This window comes from Microbacterium sp. p3-SID336 (assembly GCF_025143365.1).
Lineage (GTDB): Bacteria > Actinomycetota > Actinomycetes > Actinomycetales > Microbacteriaceae > Microbacterium.
The window spans coordinates 1-14,756 of the sequence record NZ_JALXPE010000081.1 but is presented as its reverse complement, the minus strand read 5'-3'; the positions used below and the strand labels follow the sequence as shown (position 1 = coordinate 14,756).

The following is a 14,756-nucleotide window of genomic DNA, read 5'->3' as shown; positions in this document are numbered from 1 at the left end:
TCGCCGCAGAGAGGCCGAGTGACCGGGCGGGGCTACTTCTTGCCCTGCGCCGCAACCGCGGCCGCGCCCGCGGCGGCGGCTTCAGGGTCGAGATAGCGTCCCTGGCCGGTCGGCACGTTGTTCTCGTCGAGTTCGTACACGAGCGGGATGCCGGTGGGGATGTTGAGCGCAGCGATGTCGTCGTCGCTGATGCCTTCCAGGTGCTTGACCAGGCCGCGCAGCGAGTTGCCGTGCGCGGTCACGAGCACCGTCTTGCCCGCCTCGAGGTCGGGGACGATCGCACTCTCCCAGTAGGGCAGCAGTCGGTCGATCACGAGCTTGAGGGACTCGGTGCGCGGCACCTCGCCGTCGATGTGCGCATAACGAGGGTCGTCCACCTGGCTGAACTCGCTCGCGTCGTCCAGCGGAGGCGGCGGCACGTCGAACGAGCGACGCCACAGCTGGAACTGCTCCGGGCCGAACTCCTCGAGCGTCTGTGCCTTGTCCTTGCCCTGGAGCGCTCCGTAGTGGCGCTCATTGAGCCGCCAGGAGCGCGTGACCGGGATCCACAGGCGGTCGGCCGCGTCGAGCGCGATATCGGCGGTCTGGATCGCCCGGCTCAGCAGCGAGGTGTGCAGCACGTCGGGGAGGATCCCGGACTCCGCCAGCAGCTCTCCACCGCGACGGGCCTCGCGCTTGCCCTGCTCGGTGAGACGGACGTCCACCCAGCCGGTGAAGAGGTTCAGTTCGTTCCACTCGCTCTGGCCGTGGCGGAGCAGGATCAGGGTGCGCTTCGCAGTCATGCGGCCAGTTTATCCGGCGGCGGAACGAGCACTGCCGCGGACGGGGGAGGATGGACGTATGGCGTCATCTCCGCTCGGACGGCCGACCCGCGGCACGACCGGGACGAATCGGCTGCGCCGCAACGACCGCTGGATCGCGGCGAGCACGGCCCTGCGCCGCGCGGCCGATCCCCTCGTCGTCGACCTCGGGTACGGCGCCAGCGGTGTCACCGCCTTCGAACTCGCGGCGCGTCTGCGCGGGGTCAGGGACGACGCCGAGGTGCTCGGCCTCGAGCTCGACCCCGTACGGGTCGCGACCGCCGCGGCGCAGCTCGTCGAGGTGCGCGCAGGACGGACGCCCTTCCCACCCGACCTCGCCGTGGCATTCGCCAGGGGCGGGTTCGAGGTGCCCCTGCCACAGGGCCGTCGCGCCGCGGTCATCCGCGCCATGAACGTGCTGCGTCAGTACGACGAGGCCGACGTGCCCGACGCCTGGCGCGCCATGGCCGCACGACTCGCACCGGGCGGACTGCTCGTCGAAGGCACCTGCGACGAGATCGGACGCGTGGCCAGCTGGGTGGACGTCCAGCCCGACGGCGGGCCGGTCCGGTTCACGCTCTCACTGCGGCTCGGCGGACTGGAGCATCCGAGCATCGTCGCCGAACGGCTGCCGAAGGCGCTCATCCACCGCAACGTCCCCGGCGAGCGCGTGCATGCGCTCCTCCTCGACCTGGACCGCGAGTGGGACAGAGCAGCGCCCCTGGCGACGTTCGGGGCGACGCAGCGGTTCATCGCCGCGGTCGCTGCGCTGCGGGAGCGGGGTTGGCCGGTGCTCGGAGGACGCTCGCGGTGGCGTCTCGGCGAGCTCACCCTCCCGTGGGCTGCAGTCGCCCCGCGCTGAGACCGGCGCCACGCGACATCGGCCGAGGCCCGGGTCCTCACCGGCTCGCCGGAGCCAGCCGCTGTCGGGGCGTCGAAGGCGCGGGCCGACGACTCCGCGTCGAGCAGGCGAGCCGACGACTCCGCGTCGAGCGTGCGAGCCGCTGACTACGCGTCGGGCGTGCGAGCGGCGTCGCGGGGGTCCGGTGCGCTCGGGCGTCGCGAGAGCCTTGTCAGGCGCGGGATGTCGGCCGTCGCCCCGGCATCGGCGGGGACGATGACCTGCTGCCCCGCCGCGATGTCGATGCCCTCGGCCCGTACGACCAGGTCGCCCGCCGGAGCGCGTCGCGACAGGATGGCCAGAGCGATCGGGCCCTCCTCGTGGTGACGCGCGACCGAGGTGATGCGGCCGACCTCCTCCTCCCCCGCGAACACGGGGGCGCCGGGCTCCGGGAGCACCGCGTCGCTGCCGTCGAGCTGCAGAGCGGCGAGGCGTCGGGGCGGGTGGCCCAGGTTGTGCACCTTCGCGACGGTCTCCTGCCCGCGATAGCACCCCTTGTTCAGGTGCACGGCGCTGCGGATCCAGTCCGACTCATGCGGGAGGGAGCGCTCGTCCACCTCGGACGCCCAGCGCGGACGCCAGGCCGCGATGCGCAGAGCCTCCGCGGCGAGCAGTCCGGCGAAGGTCTCCGGTGCCGCCGATTCGGCGAGCGCGCGCGCCGTCTGCTCCGACACGATCGCGACCCGCCAGGGCAACGCGGCCCCGGGGTGGTCGGCGACCTCGGCGTACTGGTGTCCGCCGAGGCTCACGCGCTCCCAGGGGTCGGCCCACACGAGCGGCGCGGCGTCGAGGCCGCGCACGAGCTCGGCGGCGGAACCGCCGTCGACGAAGCCGAGCAGCGCCAGCTCGGGGCGCAACTCCACACTCGCCTGGGTGCGGAACTTCATGCGCGTCAGCCAGGTCGCGAGACCCTCGGCGTCGGCCGCGTCTGCGATCAGCCAGGTCGAGGAGCCGTCGTCCAGCACGCCGGCCGCATGCTCCACACGGCCCTGCGGATCCAGCACGAGCAGTTCCGTGCTCTCTCCCGCGGAGAGACTCCCGACGGCCTGCGACGTGATCGAGTCGAGCCAGCCGAGGCGCTCGGGGCCGGCGACCTCGATCACAGCCCGGTCATCCAGCGGCGCGACCGCATCACCGGCGGCGAGCCGTCGCTGCTCACGGAACGGATCCCCGAAGTGGGCGATGCCCTGCTCTCCGGGGACCGCACCGTGCACGTTCTCGAAGTCGCTCATGGCTCTCCCTCCGTCGTCCTCACACCCGCGCGAGTCGCGCCGAGGCGTGTGCGCGCAGCGGGGTGCCGAGGGCGGCGATGTCCCACGCCCACAGCAGGTGCCCGTCGACGAGGCCGTACATGCGCGAGGCGGAGGTGTAGTCCTTGGTGCCGGCAGCCCGCACGACGGCGTCGGACGAGATGTCCACGCGCGGTCCGTTGATCTCCCCCAGGTACAGCTCGAGCATCCCGTCGGACCGGGCCACCGAGACCTCCAGCGGGAAGTCTCCGTTCGCCGCGCGAAGAGCCTCGACGTCGTCCACCGTCCGTGCCACGGTCTCGGCGGTCGGGGGCAGCAGCCCGGGGCCCGGGTCGGTGGCAGCCGCAGGGCGCGCGAGACGCCAGAAGCCGGACTCGGCGGTCAGCGCCAGGGAGACGGCGTGGTCTTCCCCCGTGAACGTCGCGGTCGCCGCGTAGTTGAGGAACGGCCCGCCGTCATGGCTGAAGCTGACCCGGTGCGAGAACTCCCCCTGCAGGCGCTCGTCGCCGACCGGGTAGTCGATCACGCCCGTGCCCTCCCACACTCCGATCAACCAGGCGAGAGGAGCGAGGTCGGCGGGAAGGTCGGTGGGGAGCTCGATCACGATCGCGTCAGCGCTGGCCGCGGAACAGGTTGCGCAGCACCACGGCCGACACGAAGACGATCGCGAGACTCGCCAGGCCCAGCAGGCCGATGAAGAAGATTTCGAGCGCCATGAGGTCCATGCCTCCAGCTTAGCGCGCGGATATCACCCTCAGGACGGGATCAGCGCGGCCAGCCCGAATCCGATCGAGATGAGCCCCATGAGAAGGAGCGCGCCGGTGACGCTCGACGCGACGCGGAAGATGAACCCCTGCGTGCGCCCGTACCAGAGCTGCACCGCGAAGGACAGCAGGACGACGGCGCCGAAGCCCACCAGCATCCACGGGATCCGCCACTCCTCGGGAGCGACGATGCCGATCGCGACCGTGCCGACGAAGGCAGCGGCCCACACGGCGAACACGCCCATGAAGGCGTTGCGCGGTGCGAGTGCCGGTTCTGACATGTCACCATTCTTGCGCATCGACGGCCGCTATCATGGCGGCACGGCGTCGAACCCCCCGCCGGTGAGGAGTGCGCGTGGCCCTGGTGCTGGTTCTGACCAACGCTCCCCTCTCGGAGCAGGTGCTGCCCGCGCTGGAGCTGCTGAGTCACCGCACGCGCCAGATCCCGGCCGAACCCGCCCAGCTCGTGAACGCCCCCGAGTACGACGTGGTCATGGTCGACGCCAGGCACGACCTCGTCGGGGCCAAGTCGCTGTGCCGCCTGCTGCGCGCCACCGGGCAGGGCGCACCGCTGCTGCTCGTGGTCACCGAGGGGGGTATGAGCGCGCTGTCGGGCGACTGGGGCATCGACGACGTCCTGCTCGCGACCGCAGGCCCCGCCGAGATCGACGCTCGCGTGCGTCTCGCCATCGCCCGCCGTGACGAGGTCGCTGAGCCCTCCAGGGTGCAGGCCTCCGGCGTCACGATCGACGAGCAGTCGTACTCCGCCAAGCTGCACGGCAAGCCGCTCGACCTCACGTACAAGGAGTTCCAGCTGCTGCACTTCCTGGCCACGCACCCGTCGCGGGTGTTCACGCGGGAGCAGCTGCTGAGCGAGGTCTGGGGCTACGACTACTTCGGCGGCACGCGGACCGTGGACGTCCACGTGCGACGGCTGCGCGCGAAGCTCGGCGACCAGGAGCAGATCATCGGCACCGTGCGCAACGTCGGCTACCGCTTCAACGTCTACGACGACGATGCGCTGGTGGGCAGCCGCTGAGCGCGTTCACACGCCCGACACCTGCCGGTGCTTAGATGTACCCCATGATCGATCCCGCACTCGCCGACGCCGGGCTCGGTGACGCCGAAGACGACGACTTCGACGCCGTCGAGTCCCCGGACTCCCAGCTGCCAGACCATCGGTACCTCGATCGCGAGCTGAGCTGGCTGGCGTTCAATCAGCGCGTCCTCGAGCTCGCAGAGGATCCGACGCTGCCGGAGCTGGAGCGCGCGAACTTCCTCGCGATCTTCGCGAGCAACCTCGACGAGTTCTTCATGGTCCGCGTCGCGGGTCTCAAGCGGCGCATCATGACCGGGCTCGCCGTCCCGACGAACATCGGCCGCTCCCCCGTCGACGCCCTCGCTGACATCTCCCGCGAGGCCCACGCGCTGCAGCTGCGGCACGCCGCCGCGTGGACGAGCCTGGTGCGACCGGCGCTCGCGGACTCCGGCATCGAGATCACCGACTGGACCGAGCTCACCGACGACGAGCGCGCCGCCCTGACCGAGTACTTCCAGGCGCAGGTGTTCCCTGTCCTGATGCCGCTGGCCGTCGATCCCGCACACCCGTTCCCCTACATCTCCGGCCTCTCGCTCAACCTCGCGATCCGCATCCGGAACGCCCGCACCGGGCGGCAGGAGTTCGCGCGGCTCAAGGTGCCGCCCATGCTGCCGCGCTTCGTCGAGGTGCCGTCCAGCGGCGAGATCAAGCGGTTCCTGAGCCTGGAGGAGCTGATCGCCAACCACCTTGGCGACCTGTTCCCCGGCATGGAGGTGCTCGACCACCACGCCTTCCGCCTGACCCGCAACGAGGACGTCGAGATCGAGGAGGACGAGAGCGAGAACCTCATCCAGGCGCTCGAGGCGGAGCTGCTGCGCCGTCGCTTCGGTCCCCCCATCCGCCTGGAGATCACCGACGACATGGACGCCGTCACGATGGACCTGCTGGTCAGGGAGCTGGACATCACCGACCAGGAGGTCTACCGCCTCCCCGGCCCGCTCGACCTGCGCGGCCTCTTCGATCTGTCCCGCATCGACCGGCCCGACCTCCGCTATCCGCCTCACCTGCCGACCACGGCCGTCGCCTTCCAGCCCACAGGCTCGAACACCAGGGCCGACATCTTCAAGGCGATCCGCAAGTCGGACGTGCTCGTGCACCACCCGTACGAGTCCTTCACCACGAGCGTGCAGGCGTTCCTGGAGCAGGCCGCCCGCGACCCGCACGTGCTCGCCATCAAGCAGACGCTGTACCGGACCTCGGGCGACAGCCCCGTGGTGCAGGCGCTGATCGACGCCGCCGAGGCCGGCAAGCAGGTGCTGGCGCTGGTCGAGGTCAAGGCGCGCTTCGACGAGGCCAACAACATCGTGTGGGCGCGCAAGCTGGAGAAGGCGGGAGTGCACGTGGTCTACGGGCTCGTCGGCCTGAAGACCCACTGCAAGCTCGCGCTCGTGATCCGCGAGGAGGACGGCATGCTCCGTCACTACTCGCACGTCGGCACGGGCAACTACAACCCCAAGACCAGCCGCATCTACGAGGACTTCGGTCTATTCACCGCCGATGCGCAGGTGGGCAAGGACCTGACGCGGCTCTTCAACGAGCTCAGCGGCTACGCGATCGAGAAGAAGTTCAAACGGCTGCTCGTGGCGCCGCTGCATCTGCGCAAGGGACTCATCCGGCTCATCGACGCCGAGCGGCGCAGGGCGGAGGCCGGGGAGCCGGCGCACATCCGGATCAAGGTGAACTCCATGGTGGACGAGGAGATCATCGACGCCCTGTACCGTGCGAGCGCGGCCGGCGTGAAGGTGGATGTGTGGGTGCGGGGCATCTGCAGTCTGCGCACGGACCTCGACGGCATCAGCGAGAACATCACGGTGCGCAGCATCCTCGGTCGCTACCTCGAGCACTCCCGGATCTTCGCCTTCGAGAACGGCGGAGACCCGCAGGTGTACATCGGCAGCGCCGACATGATGCACCGCAACCTGGACCGCCGCGTGGAGGCCCTGGTACGCGTGAGCGACCCCGCCCACGTCAAGGAGCTCACGGCCTTCTTCGACCTGGCGATGGACGACGGAACGTCCTCGTGGCACCTGGGCGCCGAGGGCGTGTGGGAACGCCACGCCGTGAACGCCGACGGCAGGCCGCTCGTCGACCTGCAGGATAAGACCATGGGCATGATCCAGCGTCGACGGCGTGCCAGGGCGGTTCGATGACGGCGCGGCAGGTCCAGCTCCCGGACTCCGCGGCGGGCGGGAAGTGGTCCGACAAGGCCGTGTACGCCGCGGGCGCCGTAGTGTGGCGCGTCCTCGACGGCAAGCTGCGCGTGCTGCTCATCCACCGCACGAAGTATCGGGACGTCACCCTGCCCAAGGGGAAGGTCGACCCCGGCGAGATGCTCGCCGAGACGGCTGTCCGCGAAGTGCACGAGGAGACCGGGATCCGCGTCGCGCTCGGGGTGCCCGTCGGCATCAGCCGATACCACCTGGTGTCACGCAAGCAGAAGGTCGTGCACTACTGGGCCGCCGAGGCCACGGACGACGCGATCCGCGCCTCCACCTTCGTGCCCAACCGTGAGATCGCGGCGCTCGAGTGGGTCAGCATCAAGAAGGCCCGAGCGGCGCTCAGCTATCCCGTCGACCACGAGATCCTCGACGCGTTCGCCGCACTCGTGGAGGACGGCGTGCTGCGGACCTTCCCGGTGATCGCGCTCCGCCACGCCAAGGCCATGCCGCGATCGGAATGGGACGGCCCCGATGCCGCGCGCCCGCTGACCGACCGCGGCAAGCGCCAGGCCAAGGCCGTCGTCGGCCCCCTGCGGGCCTTCGGTGTGCGCAAGATCGTGACGAGCGACGCCATGCGCTGCGTGCAGACCGTGACACCGCTCGCGAAGGCGCTGGACCGCAAGCCGGTGCTCACGGAGAAGATCAGCCAGGATGCGTGGGAGGACGGGACCGCCGACCTCCGCGCGGTCGTCGGCCGCCGGATCCGCGCCGGGAAACCCGCCGTGCTGTGCAGCCACGGTCCGGTGCTCCCCGGCCTGCTCTCGGAGATCGCCCTTGCGACGGGCACCGTGCACGGCTCCTACGTCAGCAGCGCCGCCGACCTCGAGACGGGCGCGTTCTCCGTCGTGCACCTCTCCGCCAGCAACCCGGGCTCCGGGATCATCTCGATCGAGACCCACGCGCCCAAGGTCTGAGCGCACGCCGCGTGCCCTGTCGGCACCTGGGATCGCCCCCAGAGAGTCGCCGGTCGTTCACCTGCCGTTCACCTGCGCGGGAGAGTCTCGTTAACCGTCGCCCCTAGCGTCACTGTGTGCCCTGCACCGGGCCCCACCCCATCAAAGATCGAAGGATCCACAGTGAAGATCTCCCGAATCGCACGAATCGGCGCCATCGGCGCCGTCGCCGCTCTCGCACTCGCCGGCTGTGCCGCGAACGAAGGCGGAACCGGCGGCTCCAGCGACGAGCCCTCGGAGTCCACGCTCTCCGGCACGATCGACGCGACCGGCGCGTCCTCGCAGACCGCCGCCCAGGAGGCCTGGGTCGCCGCCTTCCAGACCGCCAACCCCGACGTGACCGTCAACTACGAGCCCACCGGCTCCGGTACCGGTCGCGAGAACTTCCTCGAGGGCGGCAGCAACTTCATCGGCTCCGACCGGGCGTTCAACGACGAGGAGATCGCCGCCGGCGGCTTCGGCGCCTGCACCAGCGACGACATCGTCGAGGTCCCGCTCTACATCTCCCCGGTCGCCGTGGCCTTCAACCTCGAGGGCATCGACACGCTGAACCTCGACGCCGCCACGATCGCCGGCATCTTCGCCGGCACGATCACCAACTGGAACGACGCGGCGATCGCCGCGCTCAACGAAGGCGTCGAACTGCCCGACCTGGCGATCTCGCCCGTGCACCGCTCCGACCCCTCCGGCACGCAGGAGACCTTCACCAAGTACCTCAGCGCGACCGCTCCGGACGTGTGGACCTACGAGGTCTCGGACGAGTGGCCGATCCAGGGCGGCGAGGCCGCACAGGGCACCTCGGGCGTGAAGCAGGCCCTCACCGCCGGCAACGGCGCCATCGGCTTCCTCGACGCCTCGCAGGCGGACGGCCTCGGCCAGGTCGCCGTGGGCGTCGGCGAGGACTTCGTCTCCTACTCGGCAGAGGCCGCCGCGAAGCTCGTCGAGGGCTCGCCGCTCGCCGAGGGCCGCGGCGAGGGCGACCTCGTCTTCGACGTCGACCCGGCCGCTGCCGCGGACGGCGCGTACCCGATCGCCCTGGTCAGCTACCTCATCGGCTGCGAGCAGTACGAGGACAGCAACGTCGCGGAGCTCGTGAAGTCGTACTTCACGTACATCGCGAGCGCCGAGGGTCAGGACGCCGCCGCCGAGAACGCCGGCAGCGCCCCGATCTCGGACGGCCTGCGCGAGCAGGTCCAGGCCGCGATCGACCTGATCCAGGTCGGCTGATCCTGCCGATCCGCTGACGACGGTGCCCCCGCGTCCCGAACCGGGCGCGGGGGCTCCGCCGGGTCAGCACCCGATCCATCTCCACCCGGCCCGAAACAGGGAGATCATGAGCACGACCGCGCAGGAGCCGACAACGGCACCGGCACCGACACCGGCGCCGCCCGCACCGATCAAGGCGAAGCAGCGACTCGGCGACCGGGTGTTCTCCGGCACCGCGCTCGGGGCGGGGATCATCATCCTCATCGTCCTCGCGCTCGTCGCCGCCTTCCTTGTCATCCAGAGCCTTCCGGCGTTCCAGCTCGACACCACGGACAACCACATCCTCCGCGGCGAGTCGTTCTGGACCTACGTCTGGCCGCTCGTCTTCGGCACCCTGTGGGCGTCCTTCATCGCCCTGCTCATCGCCGCGCCGATCGCCATCGGCATCGCGCTGTTCATCTCGCACTACGCCCACCGCCGGCTCGCCGCGATCCTCGGGTACATCATCGACCTGCTCGCCGCCGTGCCCTCGGTGGTCTTCGGCCTCTGGGGCGGCCTCGTGCTCGCCCCGATGCTGCAGCCGATCTACGTCTGGCTCAACGAGAACGCGTCCTGGGTGCCGTTCTTCGGAGGACAGGTCTCCGCGACCGGGAAGACGATCCTCACCGCCGCCCTCGTGCTCGCGGTGATGTGCATCCCGATCATGACGGCGATCTGCCGCGAGGTCTTCCTGCAGACCCCGAAGCTGCACGAGGAGGCCGCCCTCGCCCTCGGCTCCACGCGCTGGGAGATGGTCCGCATGGCTGTGCTCCCCTTCGCCCGCGGCGGCATGGTGTCCGCCGCGATGCTCGCGCTCGGCCGGGCACTCGGCGAGACCATGGCCGTGACCATGGTGCTCTCCCCCTCGGCGGTCGTCAGCTTCCTCGTGCTGACCGCCACGAACCCCACCCCGATCCCCGCGAACATCGCCCTCGCCTTCCCCGAGGCGCACGGGACCGGGGTCAACACGCTCATCGCGACCGGCCTGATCCTGTTCGTCGTGACCTTCGCCGTCAATGCGCTGGCGCGCTGGATCGTCGCCCGCCGCGCCGAGTTCTCGGGAGCGAACTGACATGACCGTCCTCACCCACGCCCCCGCGTCCTCGACCAGCACCGCGCTCACCGCGGGCCGACTGCCGAAGTGGGCGCCCTGGGCCCTCCTCGGCATCTCGTTCGTCGTGTCCGCCGCGGTCTTCGGTGTCGCGGCCGCCGGCTCCGACACCCCGCTCGCCGACTTCAACATCGCCGGCACGGTGATCGTCGGCATCCTGCTCTACATGGTGATCATCACGGTGATCTCCGCGATCGCCGAGAGCCGTCGCAAGGCCGTGGATCGCCTGATGACCGCCCTCGTGGCGACCGCGTTCCTGATCGCGCTGCTGCCGCTCGTCTCGCTGCTGTGGACCGTGGTCGCCAACGGCATCGAGCGCTTCGACGCCGAGTTCTTCTCCTACTCGATGCGCAACGTCGTGGGCGACGGCGGAGGCATCGTGCACGCGATCTGGGGCACCGTGCTGATCACGCTGACCGCCACGATCATCTCCGTGCCGATCGGCCTGATGACGTCGATCTACCTCGTCGAGTACGGCCGGGGCAAGATCGCGAAGGCCATCACCTTCTTCGTCGACGTGATGACCGGCATCCCGTCGATCGTCGCCGGTCTGTTCATCTACGCCGTCTTCGCTCTGCTGATCCGCCCCGGCATCTCGATGGGATTCATGGGCGCTCTCGCTCTGGCCGTGCTGATGACGCCCGTCGTCGTCCGCGGCAGCGAGGAGTTGCTCCGCATCGTCCCGAACGAACTCCGCGAGGCCTCCTACGCCCTCGGCGTGCCGAAGTGGCTGACGATCCTCAAGGTCGTGCTGCCCACCTCGATCGCCGGCATCATGACCTCGGTCATGCTCGCCATCTCCCGCGTGATCGGCGAGACCGCCCCGCTGCTCCTGACCGCCGGGTTCACCCAGAGCCTGAACACGAACATCTTCGACGGGCAGATGATGACACTGCCGGTGTTCGCCTACAACCAGTACATGAACCAGGGCACCAACCCCGACGCCGCCGTCGCGCGCGCCTGGGCCGCCGCCCTCACCCTGATCCTCATCGTCATGGTGCTGAACCTGCTCGCGCGTCTCATCGCGAAGTGGTTCGCCCCGAAACTCTCCGGCCGCTGAGCGCCCGAACCTCAGAACAGGAATCCACGTGTCCAAGAGCATCGAAGTCAACGACCTCAACGTCTACTACGGCAGCTTCCTCGCCGTGGAGGGCGTGTCCCTCGACATCCAGCCGCGCAGCGTCACCGCCTTCATCGGCCCGTCCGGCTGCGGCAAGTCCACGTTCCTCCGCACGCTCAACCGCATGCACGAGGTCATCCCCGGCGCGCGCGTGGAGGGCGAGGTGCTGCTCGACGGCAAGGACCTCTACGGCCCCGGGGTCGACCCGGTGCTGGTGCGCCGCCAGGTGGGCATGGTGTTCCAGCGCCCGAACCCGTTCCCCACGATGTCGATCAAGGAGAACGTGCTCGCGGGTGTGAAGCTCAACAACAGCCGCATGTCCAAGAGCGACCAGGACGACCTGGTCGAGAAGTCCCTCACCGGCGCGAACCTGTGGAACGAGGTCAAGGACCGTCTCGACCGTCCGGGCTCGGGCCTGTCCGGCGGCCAGCAGCAGCGCCTGTGCATCGCCCGCGCGATCGCCGTCTCCCCCGAGGTGCTGCTGATGGACGAGCCCTGCTCGGCGCTCGACCCGATCTCCACCTACGCCATCGAGGAGCTGATCGGCGAGCTGAAGAACGAGTTCACGATCGTGATCGTCACGCACAACATGCAGCAGGCGAGCCGCGTCTCCGACAAGACCGCCTTCTTCAACATCGCCGGCACCGGCAAGCCCGGCAAGCTGATCGAGTACGACGACACCACGTCGATCTTCACGACCCCGTCCGTGCAGGCCACGGAGGACTACGTCTCCGGCCGCTTCGGCTGAACCGCACGGCCACGAGGGGCCCGGGTGCCACGGCATCCGGGCCCCTCGTCGTCCGCAGGGGATCAGTCGCGCGGGGAGAGCAGGTACGCGTTGAGCTCGGCCGTCAGCTCCGCATCCACCGGGAGCGGCTCGCCGTCGACCGCGGTGATCGCGGCCGCGAGCCGCACGCTCGACACCAGCCATGCCGCATCCGCCCTCCCCAGGTCGGAGGCGGGGATGCGGTCGTACCCGACCTCGAACCCACGGGCGAGCAGGTGGTCGTACACGCTGAGCTGCGTGGTGCCGTGCAGGATGCCGCCGTTCGGCGCCGGAGTCGTGAAGCGGTCGCCGAACCGCAGGATCAGCGAGGCGGTCGGCGCCTCCAACACGAAGCCGTCACTGGACAGGAAGATCGCGTCGTCCGCCCCGCGGCGCCTGGCCTCCCGCAGCGCCGCCATGTTCACCGCGTAGGACAGCGTCTTCGCCCCGAGCAGCAGCCACGGCGCACGCTCGGCCGCCCCGAGGTCGTACCCGCGGTCGAGGGTGACCACGCGCACACCGTCACGCCGCACCGCAGAGAAGTCCGCCGCGGGAGCCGCCGTCACCCAGGCCGTGGGCGTCGGTCCGTGCTCCACGCCACGACTGAGGATGAGCTTGATCACGGACTCCCCCGCGTCGAGCTGCGCTGCGGCCTGCTGCACGGCCTGCCGCCACTGCTCGAGGTTGGGCACGGGGAGGTCGCAGAGCCGCGCCGAATGCGCGAGGCGCTCCAGATGCGGCACGACCTCCTGCGCATGACCGTCGACCACGCCGATCGACTCGAACACCCCGTCGCCGCGCTGCGTGCTGAGCTCGCCGACGCTGAGGGCGGGCGCTGCCGCGTCCACCTGCGTGAACGTGTCGGTGTAGTCGTCGCGCTGCACGTCGGCAGCGACGGGATCGATCATGAGGGCGAAGCGACGGGTCATGCCACGAGCCTAGAGCGCCGGGAATACCTGCCGCGGCGCCGCGTTACACTGGAGTGGCCGGGCCGCATAACCCCGGGCTCCAATTTTCGCCGCTGCGAGCGGCCTTCCGCCGAGAGGCGTTCTTGCGGCCCGGTCTTTCTCTGTCCGGGCTGCGGCGGCGGGCCAGCGGTCACGCCATGCCAGGCCCGAGCGCCGTACATCAGGACGGACCGCCCGCACATCAGGACGGACCGCCCGCACATCAGGCCCGAGCGCCGATGTCAGGCGAGAGCGCCCATGCGCCACAGCACTGCCGAGGCAGTGAGGTCCTGCGCATAGCTGCTCAACCGCAGCGCCCGGGTGGTCAGCTCGCTCGCCCGGCCAGGCTCCGTCGACTCGTAGTCGTCGGCGGTGTGCGTGGCACCCGAGGCCTGCACGCGGCAGAACGCCGCCGCCCTGTCGAGCGCCACCGCGAAGTCGCCCCGGAAGGCGCCGCGCAGGATCGTGTCGATGAGGGCGACCAGCTCGTCGGGGCTCGCCGGCACGGGAGCACCGGCGACCACCGCATCGGCGGACGACAGCTCCACCCGGCCACGGTCGTACAGCAGCGCCGCCATGCGCGGATCCCCGTGGATCGCGAGCTGCAGCACGTACAGCCGCCACAGCGACCCGGGCAGCGTGCGCGACGGCGCCTTCGACCAGAGCTCCGCGATCTCGTCGATCCCGTGCTCGCTCGTGAACGCGATGAGGCGCTCCACGCTCGCACCGCTCTCGTCCTCCCGCACGCGGGTCAGCAGGGCGGACGCCGTCGCATGGGCCACGCGGGTCTCCTCGGCCGGGTCGTGGGCTCCCACGATGTTGTCGAAGGAACTGGAGGGACGGCGCACGGGCCTGTGGTGCTGCTCGGGCATCCCTCCAGGGTACGCCTGCGTGCGGCGCCTCAGGCGGTGGGGATGACGATCACGGGGTCGGTGGTGGGCTTCCCGTCCGGGGAGCCGCCCTCCTGCTCGACCGTGACGGCGATCGCATCGCCCGCCTGCATCTCCCCCTCGAGCAGTGCTGTGGCGGAACCGTCCTCCACGTCGAACACGCCGGCGGCGACCGGGTTGTCGCCGCGCACGAACCACATCTCGTACGTCCGGCCCTCGTCGGCCGGCGGGAGCCCGTCCGTGACGAGAACGGCCTTGCCGACGGAGCCCGACCAGTGCGCGGTCGCCGTCGCCCCGTCGTCGAGCTCGACCATGGCCTGCTGGGCGTCGTCCGCGGACTCGATCTCCTGCAGCGCGACGACGCTCGCGGGCCGGGTGAGCTGTTCGTTCAGGGCCACGGCGCCGATGCCGACGCCCACCAGCAGCGCGAGGCAGGCGGCGAGCGCGAACGCGAGGCGGGTCCAGCGGCGGGCCGGCTTCACCGCGGAGTCACCGCCGCCGCGCGCGGCCTCGGGCGCGGGGGGCGTGACAGGCCCCGATGCCGCCGGGCGCTCGGCAGGGCGCTGGTCCTGGTCCTGGTCCTGGCCGTGGTCCTGGTCCGGCGCCGGGGCCCGGTCCTGCGGGGTCGTGGCGATGCGGGCGAGCAGCGCGGCGCGGATGTCGGTCGGCGGCGGGACCGCGGGCATGCCGG

The 14,756-nt window shown here is 70.5% G+C and carries 15 protein-coding genes; 8 read left to right on the top strand and 7 right to left on the bottom strand.

Annotated features, from left to right (window positions below; all coding sequences use genetic code 11):
* Positions 1-32: 32 nt before the first annotated feature.
* The gene (locus tag M3C17_RS17550; protein ID WP_259979287.1) at positions 33-782 is read right to left on the bottom strand and encodes a phosphoglyceromutase; all 750 of its coding nucleotides are present in this window, start codon (positions 780-782) and stop codon (positions 33-35) included.
* A gap of 58 nt (positions 783-840) precedes the next feature.
* Between M3C17_RS17550 and M3C17_RS17545 the strand changes: the two genes are divergently transcribed.
* Entirely contained in the window at positions 841-1,662 is an 822-nt protein-coding gene (locus M3C17_RS17545) for a class I SAM-dependent methyltransferase (protein WP_259979285.1), read from the top strand.
* A 146-nt stretch (positions 1,663-1,808) separates the two neighbouring features.
* Here M3C17_RS17545 and M3C17_RS17540 read toward each other — a convergent pair whose 3' ends face one another.
* The 3 genes from M3C17_RS17540 to M3C17_RS17530 all read right to left on the bottom strand — a co-directional run bounded on the left by M3C17_RS17540 (position 1,809) and on the right by M3C17_RS17530 (position 3,996).
* The gene (locus M3C17_RS17540; protein ID WP_259979282.1) at positions 1,809-2,933 is read right to left on the bottom strand and encodes a folate-binding protein YgfZ; all 1,125 of its coding nucleotides are present in this window, start codon (positions 2,931-2,933) and stop codon (positions 1,809-1,811) included.
* A gap of 19 nt (positions 2,934-2,952) precedes the next feature.
* Positions 2,953-3,555 (bottom strand): FABP family protein, encoded by a 603-nt coding sequence (locus M3C17_RS17535; protein ID WP_259979280.1) that lies wholly within the window; start codon positions 3,553-3,555, stop codon positions 2,953-2,955.
* A gap of 150 nt (positions 3,556-3,705) precedes the next feature.
* Positions 3,706-3,996, bottom strand: a complete 291-nt coding sequence (locus M3C17_RS17530; protein WP_259979279.1) for a hypothetical protein — start codon at positions 3,994-3,996, stop codon at positions 3,706-3,708.
* A 74-nt stretch (positions 3,997-4,070) separates the two neighbouring features.
* Between M3C17_RS17530 and M3C17_RS17525 the strand changes: the two genes are divergently transcribed.
* The 7 genes from M3C17_RS17525 to pstB all read left to right on the top strand — a co-directional run bounded on the left by M3C17_RS17525 (position 4,071) and on the right by pstB (position 12,210).
* Positions 4,071-4,754: a response regulator transcription factor gene (locus tag M3C17_RS17525; protein WP_259979278.1), complete on the top strand. Its 684-nt coding sequence runs from the start codon at positions 4,071-4,073 to the stop codon at positions 4,752-4,754.
* A gap of 44 nt (positions 4,755-4,798) precedes the next feature.
* Positions 4,799-6,964 carry an RNA degradosome polyphosphate kinase gene (locus M3C17_RS17520; RefSeq protein ID WP_259979277.1) on the top strand — a complete coding sequence of 722 codons (2,166 nt, stop codon included), beginning with the start codon at positions 4,799-4,801 and terminating at the stop codon, positions 6,962-6,964.
* Positions 6,961-7,947: an NUDIX hydrolase gene (locus tag M3C17_RS17515; protein WP_259979276.1), complete on the top strand. Its 987-nt coding sequence runs from the start codon at positions 6,961-6,963 to the stop codon at positions 7,945-7,947. Before M3C17_RS17520 ends, M3C17_RS17515 begins: the two co-directional genes overlap by 4 nt.
* A 162-nt stretch (positions 7,948-8,109) precedes the next feature.
* Positions 8,110-9,213 carry a phosphate ABC transporter substrate-binding protein PstS gene (locus tag M3C17_RS17510; protein WP_259979275.1) on the top strand — a complete coding sequence of 368 codons (1,104 nt, stop codon included), beginning with the start codon at positions 8,110-8,112 and terminating at the stop codon, positions 9,211-9,213.
* A gap of 106 nt (positions 9,214-9,319) precedes the next feature.
* A complete protein-coding gene (gene pstC / locus M3C17_RS17505) occupies positions 9,320-10,303 on the top strand; it encodes a phosphate ABC transporter permease subunit PstC (protein WP_259979274.1) in 984 nt (327 codons plus the stop codon).
* A gap of 1 nt (position 10,304) precedes the next feature.
* The gene (pstA, locus tag M3C17_RS17500) at positions 10,305-11,402 is read left to right on the top strand and encodes a phosphate ABC transporter permease PstA (protein WP_259979273.1); all 1,098 of its coding nucleotides are present in this window, start codon (positions 10,305-10,307) and stop codon (positions 11,400-11,402) included.
* Between the two features lie 28 nt (positions 11,403-11,430).
* Positions 11,431-12,210: a phosphate ABC transporter ATP-binding protein PstB gene (gene pstB / locus M3C17_RS17495; RefSeq protein WP_259979272.1), complete on the top strand. Its 780-nt coding sequence runs from the start codon at positions 11,431-11,433 to the stop codon at positions 12,208-12,210.
* Positions 12,211-12,272: 62 nt separating this feature from the next.
* Here pstB and M3C17_RS17490 read toward each other — a convergent pair whose 3' ends face one another.
* From M3C17_RS17490 to M3C17_RS17480, 3 genes are all read right to left on the bottom strand, one after another.
* Entirely contained in the window at positions 12,273-13,157 is an 885-nt protein-coding gene (locus tag M3C17_RS17490) for an aminodeoxychorismate lyase (RefSeq protein ID WP_259979271.1), read from the bottom strand.
* A 260-nt stretch (positions 13,158-13,417) separates the two neighbouring features.
* Positions 13,418-14,047, bottom strand: coding sequence for a DNA-directed RNA polymerase subunit beta (locus M3C17_RS17485; protein WP_259979269.1), 630 nt, complete (start codon positions 14,045-14,047; stop codon positions 13,418-13,420).
* A 29-nt stretch (positions 14,048-14,076) separates the two neighbouring features.
* Positions 14,077-14,756, bottom strand: a 680-nt coding sequence (locus M3C17_RS17480; RefSeq protein ID WP_311198454.1) for an anti-sigma factor, incomplete at its 5' end; no start/stop codon positions are given.

Coding starts and splice junctions, on each gene's coding strand:
- pstA (WP_259979273.1), top strand. CDS start 10,305: ATGACCGTCCTCACCCACGCCCCCGCGTCCTCGACCAGCACCGCGCTC.
- M3C17_RS17540 (WP_259979282.1), bottom strand. CDS start 2,933: ATGAGCGACTTCGAGAACGTGCACGGTGCGGTCCCCGGAGAGCAGGGC.
- M3C17_RS17530 (WP_259979279.1), bottom strand. CDS start 3,996: ATGTCAGAACCGGCACTCGCACCGCGCAACGCCTTCATGGGCGTGTTC.
- M3C17_RS17550 (WP_259979287.1), bottom strand. CDS start 782: ATGACTGCGAAGCGCACCCTGATCCTGCTCCGCCACGGCCAGAGCGAG.
- M3C17_RS17490 (WP_259979271.1), bottom strand. CDS start 13,157: ATGACCCGTCGCTTCGCCCTCATGATCGATCCCGTCGCTGCCGACGTG.
- M3C17_RS17485 (WP_259979269.1), bottom strand. CDS start 14,047: ATGCCCGAGCAGCACCACAGGCCCGTGCGCCGTCCCTCCAGTTCCTTC.
- M3C17_RS17545 (WP_259979285.1), top strand. CDS start 841: ATGGCGTCATCTCCGCTCGGACGGCCGACCCGCGGCACGACCGGGACG.
- pstC (WP_259979274.1), top strand. CDS start 9,320: ATGAGCACGACCGCGCAGGAGCCGACAACGGCACCGGCACCGACACCG.
- M3C17_RS17515 (WP_259979276.1), top strand. CDS start 6,961: ATGACGGCGCGGCAGGTCCAGCTCCCGGACTCCGCGGCGGGCGGGAAG.
- M3C17_RS17520 (WP_259979277.1), top strand. CDS start 4,799: ATGATCGATCCCGCACTCGCCGACGCCGGGCTCGGTGACGCCGAAGAC.